Source organism: Bradyrhizobium sp., from assembly GCF_049798375.1.
GTDB lineage: Bacteria > Pseudomonadota > Alphaproteobacteria > Rhizobiales > Xanthobacteraceae > Bradyrhizobium.
Genome location: NZ_JBARGP010000777.1, coordinates 23,714 through 30,449, shown reverse-complemented (window position 1 = coordinate 30,449; position 6,736 = coordinate 23,714). Strand labels below are relative to the sequence as shown.

The window sequence follows — 6,736 nt, the reverse complement described above, 5'->3', positions numbered from 1 at the left end:
GCCCGGTACGGAGCGCCCAGGTCGCGACCGCGCTCCGGCCGCCCGCGGCGTGCGGCGCGTCGGCGTCAGCAGGCCGGAACGTGGTGTCGACCGTAGGGGGCGGCACCTCTGCCACGTGATAGGCCGGCCGCTCATTGGCCCGTCGTCCGGCATCGGAACCGGCTCCGGACGCCACCCGATCGGCCCGGGCGGCGAGTATGACCTCGGGATCAATCGTTACCGAGCTGCGCTCATCAGTGTCTCTCATGGTCGGTGTGGAAAGCATCGACGCTCCGTCCTCCATTGTCGCCCGCCCAGGAAGCGGGACGCGGATTTACGCCAACGTGTGGTACAGCCCCAAACCGGAGCCTGCGCGGGCGCAAAGTGGATACCGGTTGTCCCCAGTATGGCGTCAAACGCTCATGGCGTTCGCGCGGCACTCATGTCCGAATTGAAAGCCCGGCGCAGGATGTCCCATCACGACCCTTCTAGCGCCTGCTCAATAAATCCCTGCCAGCCACCACAGTCCAGCGCGATTTGGCCAAACAAAGGCAGGGACGTGGCGGCTACTGGGCCGCTTTGTGGATCATTGGGAGCGCCGAGCGGGCGGAATCGTCGGCCGCGGGGGGGAAGAGGGGCACATTCGGGAGAACGGCCGATAGCGAACGCGGGATCGACATCAGCCTGAAGAGGAGGGATGCAGGACCGGCGAACTCAGCCATTCATTGATGGTGACAGCAGTCTCGACCTGGTGTGCCTTTCGCATCAGCGCCTCGCGGTCTTGCCCCGCAGGCAATCTGCGCGCCGCCTCGCGTGCTGTCGTCGCTGCCTCACGTAGTCGTTGATCGAATGATGTGGTTGGCTTGCGCCGGTTTCGTCTGATCGTCACTGCAGCCTCCTTGCACGGGAAGCCGCAAGTGTCGGATGAATCCGGCGCGCTGGCACTAACACACGTTAGCTGTCTCATCACGATAGATAGAAGCAAGCCCCTGAACGATCCGACGCTGAGCGGACAAGCCCTTCATATCGAGAGGCTCGTCCGGATAACGGGAGGTGCGAAAAGACTCGCGGCGGCCCGCGAGCCAGCCTCTCACATGGCAATGTTCGGCTGAACTCATTGTGCCAGATCGTCAGCAACAAGCGCCGCGACAGCGACGTGCGCGGCGCCCTTACGATAGTTGATCTGCGAAATGGCGGCGCGATCACAGCGCGCGCATGGCTCAATCTGTAATGGCTCGATCCGTGATTGAGTTCTGCGTCAGTCGGCGCCGAACGAGTTCAAGAAAGCGCCGGCCCTGTGATCCAGATCATAGGCTTGGCCTCTCATCCGGCTCGATAGTCGAAGCAACTACAGAGAGATCAAAACTAATTGATCTATCTATAATTGGCTATCCTTTCGTAGTGGGGGCTCACCCGACAACGCATTCCCAGCGCCTCGCAGCTGCGATCGCGAACGGCTGCGACAAGCCGGTCCAAACGTCACCAGTGATTTTCAAGCATCGATTCCAAGGAGGATAAAATGAGCGTTTCCCAGTCCAATCTTTCGGATCCGCATTACGGCTACGACCTCGTCGTCGCGGTCACGCAAGCCAGCGTGAACGCAACCCTCAAGCAGTATCTCGCCGGCCTCTCGGCTCCCGAGGTGTTCATCTGTTATGTCTACGACACCAACAACAATCTGGTGCCGATCGATTACAAGACGCTGGTCGCCAACGCGGGCGGAACCGATCCCTTTTCGATACCTAACAATGCGAAGCCCGCGACCGATCCGGGGCTGCAGAAGCTGACGGCGGCAAATTTTGCAGGCGCGGTGAAAGCGCAGATCGGCCTGCCTGATCTGCCGCTCGAGAGTCTTCCCGCGATCGCGACGTTCGGCGCAGGCAGCAGCGCGCCGGTGTTGTTCAAGTTGCTATGCTCCGAATTCCAGATCACCGGCTTCCAATACGGCCCTCGGGGCAGCGCCACCTGGATCAATCAGTCGCAGCCGACCGGATCCGGAACGCCCTGGTACTTCTCCGCCAACGTCTTTCTCAATGATGCGCCGGTCGATCCCAATTCGCCGGTGCCGCCGGCGGTCCAGCAACGCATCAACGAACTCCGTCACTCGGTTCAGAACGCCTTTACCATCCAGAAGCTGTTCCTCGACCTCAGCACGGCCATTCTCGAATCCTCGCCCCGGATCGAGGGCATACCGGAAGGCTGGCCGGTCTGGAGCCTGATCAGCCAACTCTTCCTCGGCGCCTATTTCGGCAAGCTGCAGCAGAAGGGCGATCCCGTGCTGAGCTACAGCTTCACCGTCCACGCACCGCGGCCGACGACGCTCCAACTCGGCGCTGTCTCGCGCGAATGCTCGCCGCTGCTGCTGAACGGCCAAAAGATCAACAACCCGTCGCCCGCGCAGTTGAACGCGACAGAGCTCGTCTATGTGGGCACGCAGTCGACCACCGTACCGACGCCGGTCCCGTTCGCCTGGAATTGGGTCGAACTGGGTGAAGTGAACGCAGTCTCGGGCGTGCAAGCGGTCCGCCGCGACGTCTTCTTCAATTACTTCAGCAATCTCATCAACCCGGAGACGGCCGCACTCTGCATCTCGACCCATGTCGAGATGCATCATTCCGGCGAGAACTTCACCATCTCGTATTCCAGCGGCCAATCGTCGTCCCCGCAGCCGTTCCGCGTGATCTCGCCGATCGGCCAGCCCGGTTCGGACGGGTTCACCGACGTGCTCTCGCTCAGCTTCGCCAACAATTCGAGCGACGATTCGACGTCATCGACGCACCTGGTCTCGATATCGGGCGACTACAATTACGACATGACCGGCCGTGTTGCCGTCAAGGGCAACCAGATCCGCATTCAGATCCATGCCACAGTCTATATGGAGTTCAGGCACCACGAAGTGGGCGTGGGCTATACCGATCTGCCCGGGCGCAACTACTACGACAAGACACTGACGGTGCTCTATACGCTAGGCGTCGATCAGAACGGCGCATTGCAGGTCACCGAGACGCATGGCACGCAGGATACTTCCGCCGCTTGGGCCTACGATCCAGGCGGGATCCTCGGCAAGTTCGGCTTTGAAAATAAACTTCGCGACGCCGTCACCGACGTCGAGAACAAGCTTGCCGCGCGGATCGACTCCGCATTCACCACCTATGTCGGCCAGATGACGGCGACGATCAACGGCTATCGCGCCTGGGTCTTCCCCGGCAACGACGCCTTCACCTTCAAGAACCTGGGCTTCTCGTCAGGCTCCGATCTGACGGCACAGCTGACCTACGTCAATCCGAACTGAGCCGTTTCAAACAGATCAAACGCATTGGAGAACTCAGATGAACTGGAAAGTCACGACCTCGTCCGAACTGATGGAAAACTATCTTCAGGCGGATTTCCTGTCGCCGCAGGAAAAATTCATCGCGCTGCAGACCGACGCGGGCGCCTCGTTGCTGTTCTCGATCGGCACCGCAGGCGCGCTCTATTTGACCTACGAGGCGCCGGGACAGACGCAGGGCTGGCGCCAGGTCGACCTCAGCGCAGCCCGGATTGCCTCGGACTCCGGTGGCAAAGGCACCGTCGTCAGCTTCGGGGCGGCACAGAGGGTCGCAAAGGCCGGATCGCCGGCCGAGATCCATCTCGCCATGGTCGTCAGCGATGCCAGGGGCGAACTGCTTTATCTCAGTCTCGGCAATTCCGACTCCGACCTGTCCTGGACCTCCGCGCCGGTCTGGACACCGGCGCCCTTCAACGCGCTGGACGCGACCGGCAAGCCGATCGCCGCGCCGACACCGTTCCAGATCGCCAATGTCTTCCTGAGCGAAGCGAGCGACGGAGAATACACCGTTGCCGACGTCATCCGCAATCCGGGACAACCGGTCGGCATGCTGTCGCGCTACTATATCGACGCGTCCAATCCGTCGTCACCGCAATGGAAATTGCACGACCTTGCGATCGACGTGCAGGCGGCGGGTTATGAGTCCTGCCTCGGCCGCGCGGCACACGCCTTCGGCGTCGATGGGCTCTATACCAAGGGACAGGTCGGCGGCTCGGCGCAGCTGATCTACGCTCCGCTTTATAACGCGTTTGATCCATCGCAGCCACCGCTGCCGTCACGCCTGCATCTGCCCGGCGGGCTAGTGCCCGATGCGATCGCCGCCGTTCGCAACGACGACAATTCGTCCGACCTCTACGTCGCGGCAAAAGGCGGGCTGTTCTGGTTCGCCAGCGGCAATCAGAAGGACGGCGCCACGGCCGTGCAGGTCGCCTCCAATGCCCTGATCGACGGGATGCGTGCGCTGTATGCCTACTCGGCGAACGGGGTGGTGACGGTCTGGGGCCTCAACGGCAGCGACGAGGTGATCTATCTGAGCTGCCGGCTGGGAAGCCAGTCGCAGATGTCGGCCTGGAACACGCCGCTGCCGATCGTCCGCCAAGTTGACGCCATTTCGCCATTCATCGACCGTGCCTACAGCGCCAACACGTTCTTCGCCCACGCCGGCACCGGCTTCATCAAGGTGGTAAAATCACCCACCACGGGCCTCTGGTCGCAGCGCAGCATCGTGCTGCCGGCGAGTGCCACGACGCAGGCCTCCACGGCGATTCATTCCTATACCACACATATTCAGGTCACGGATGCGAACGGCCAGGCGGGGGCCAACGTCCCGGTCAAGATTACCGCCAGCAATGTCATCTCGGTCTACATCAATCATCTCTACTACATCGTCGGGCCCGAGCCGGTCGAGGTCGCGACGGATGTCCTGGGGACGGTGACGATCGTCGAGGCAACGACGTCGCTGGCCGGAACGCGCTATCAGGTGGTGGTGGCCGATCAACCCGCAATTCCCATCAGCACGATGGACCCGGCCTGGAAGCGCAACGCGAAATACACCTCGACGGTCAGTCTCCAGTCGGCCAAAATCGTCAATCGGGACGGATCATCTCGGCCCTTCATTCCGGCCGGCACGTCGGCAGGCGATCTCGATGCTGTCGCGAGGTCGAACCAGAGCCTGAACAAAGCTTATGCCAGCCTCTCGCCGTCGACGATGCCGGCGGTGCGTCCGCCGGTGGTCCAGTCGCACGCGGCCGTGAAGGCCCTGACGGGAGGCGTCGACGGCCTGCTGGTGGATGTCGGCGACTTCTTCTCCTGGCTGGCGTCCGGCGTGGAGGCGGCGATCGACATCGTGGAGGATGCGGCAGAGGGCGTCTGGCGCTTCATCGCAAAGATCGGCGATGCGATCTATCACGGCATCCTCGACTGCGTCGAGGCCGTGGTCGCCGCGGCGACCTGGGTCTACAACCGCATCAAGATCGTCGTCGAGGACATCATCAAGTTTCTCGAGTTCCTGTTCGAATGGCAGGACATCCTGGTCACGCACCGCGTCCTCAAGAACGTCTTCATCTGCCTGTCCAAGCATGCGATCGACGAAATTCAGACCACGAAGTCGCAGGTCGCCGACGCCTTTCAGATGATGCAAAAGGAAATCAACAACTGGGCCGACATACCGAGCTTCACCCAGTCGGCCAACGCGACCTTGACGTCGAACGCACCGCTCGCCGGGCAGAACTCGGCGCCCGCCAATCTCGGTGTTCATCACTTCCAGAACGGCTGCGCTGATAGTTCCAGCAACATCGCGCCACCGACGCCCGCAGAGGCGATCCTGCAGGATCTCGTCAAGCTGATGGAGGCGGAGGGCGAGACGCTGTCCGCGGCGGTCAAGGCCATCAAGACCGACATCATCGATCAGTTCAGCAACCTCAGCGTCACGGACGTGATCAAACGGTTGCTGGCGATCCTGACCGACACGATTCTGCAATCGGCGGAAAATGTGATCGTCACGGCACTCGACGTGTTCGCGCAGTTGCTTGAAGGCGTCATCGACATCCTGACCGCGAAGCTGGACATCCCGGTGTTGTCGTGGCTGTACAAGGACCTGACCGGAGTGGACCTGTCTTTCCTCGACCTGGTTTGCCTGGTCGCAGCGATCCCGGTGACGCTGATCTACAAGGCGACCGCCCAGAAAGCGCCGTTCCCGGAGAACGAACGCTTCACCAAGCAGTTGATCGGCGCGAGCAACTTCCAGCAGATCCGCTCGGCCTTCGTGGTGCCGCGCCGGGCTGCGGTGGCGGCTCATTCCCTCAGTGCCGCTGCGGGGACGGGCGAGGTGCTCGATCAGGGTAACCTGAAGATCTTCGCCTTTGCGACCGGAATCGCCGCCGCCTTTGCCGCGCCCTGTCTCTGCGTCTTCACCAATATCCAGCGGGCCCCGTTTGGAGGGCAATTGAAGACACTGCAGACGATCAATGGTGTGCTCAACATCGCGTACATTTCGCCGAACTTCTCGGGCCTGATCAACGCGGCGATCCAGACATGGCCGTCGCAGGTCAACAACGCGGTGACGGGTGTCAGCCTGTTGAAGGGCTTGGTGGCGATCCCGTTCGCCGCAAGCGATACCGCGGGCAAGGTGTTCGGGTTCATTGAATCGTTCATCAATGCCGTGTGGAATCTCCCGGTCATCGCCAACATCATCTCGAACCAGAAGGCCGTCGATTCGAGCTATAAATCGCTGGTTCCGGAATCGATCGGCAACTTTGCCTTCAACGTCGGCGGGCTGCTCGAGTTTCCGATTGCGCTTGTTTCGGATTTGAAGGCGAAGGCCATCCTCGCCGCGGTTCAGGCCACCTTCATGTTGGTCTACGGCGCATGCATCGCGATTGCCGGCGGGATTTACGGGTTCGCGCCAAACCAGGAGCACTAGCTATCGCC

The 6,736-nt window shown here is 61.5% G+C and carries 2 protein-coding genes and 1 pseudogene; 2 read left to right on the top strand and 1 reads right to left on the bottom strand.

Annotated features, from left to right (window positions below; genetic code table 11):
- A pseudogene (locus tag WA702_RS29780) lies at positions 1 to 247 on the bottom strand (hypothetical protein); the annotation flags it as partial.
- A gap of 1,251 nt (positions 248 to 1,498) precedes the next feature.
- Between WA702_RS29780 and WA702_RS29775 the strand changes: the two are divergent.
- Positions 1,499 to 3,271, top strand: a complete 1,773-nt coding sequence (locus WA702_RS29775) for a hypothetical protein (protein WP_425114108.1) — start codon at positions 1,499 to 1,501, stop codon at positions 3,269 to 3,271.
- A 37-nt stretch (positions 3,272 to 3,308) separates the two neighbouring features.
- Positions 3,309 to 6,728, top strand: a complete 3,420-nt coding sequence (locus WA702_RS29770) for a hypothetical protein (RefSeq protein WP_425114107.1) — start codon at positions 3,309 to 3,311, stop codon at positions 6,726 to 6,728.
- The last annotated feature ends 8 nt before the right edge of the window (positions 6,729 to 6,736 follow it).

Coding starts and splice junctions, on each gene's coding strand:
- WA702_RS29775 (WP_425114108.1), top strand. CDS start 1,499: ATGAGCGTTTCCCAGTCCAATCTTTCGGATCCGCATTACGGCTACGAC.
- WA702_RS29770 (WP_425114107.1), top strand. CDS start 3,309: ATGAACTGGAAAGTCACGACCTCGTCCGAACTGATGGAAAACTATCTT.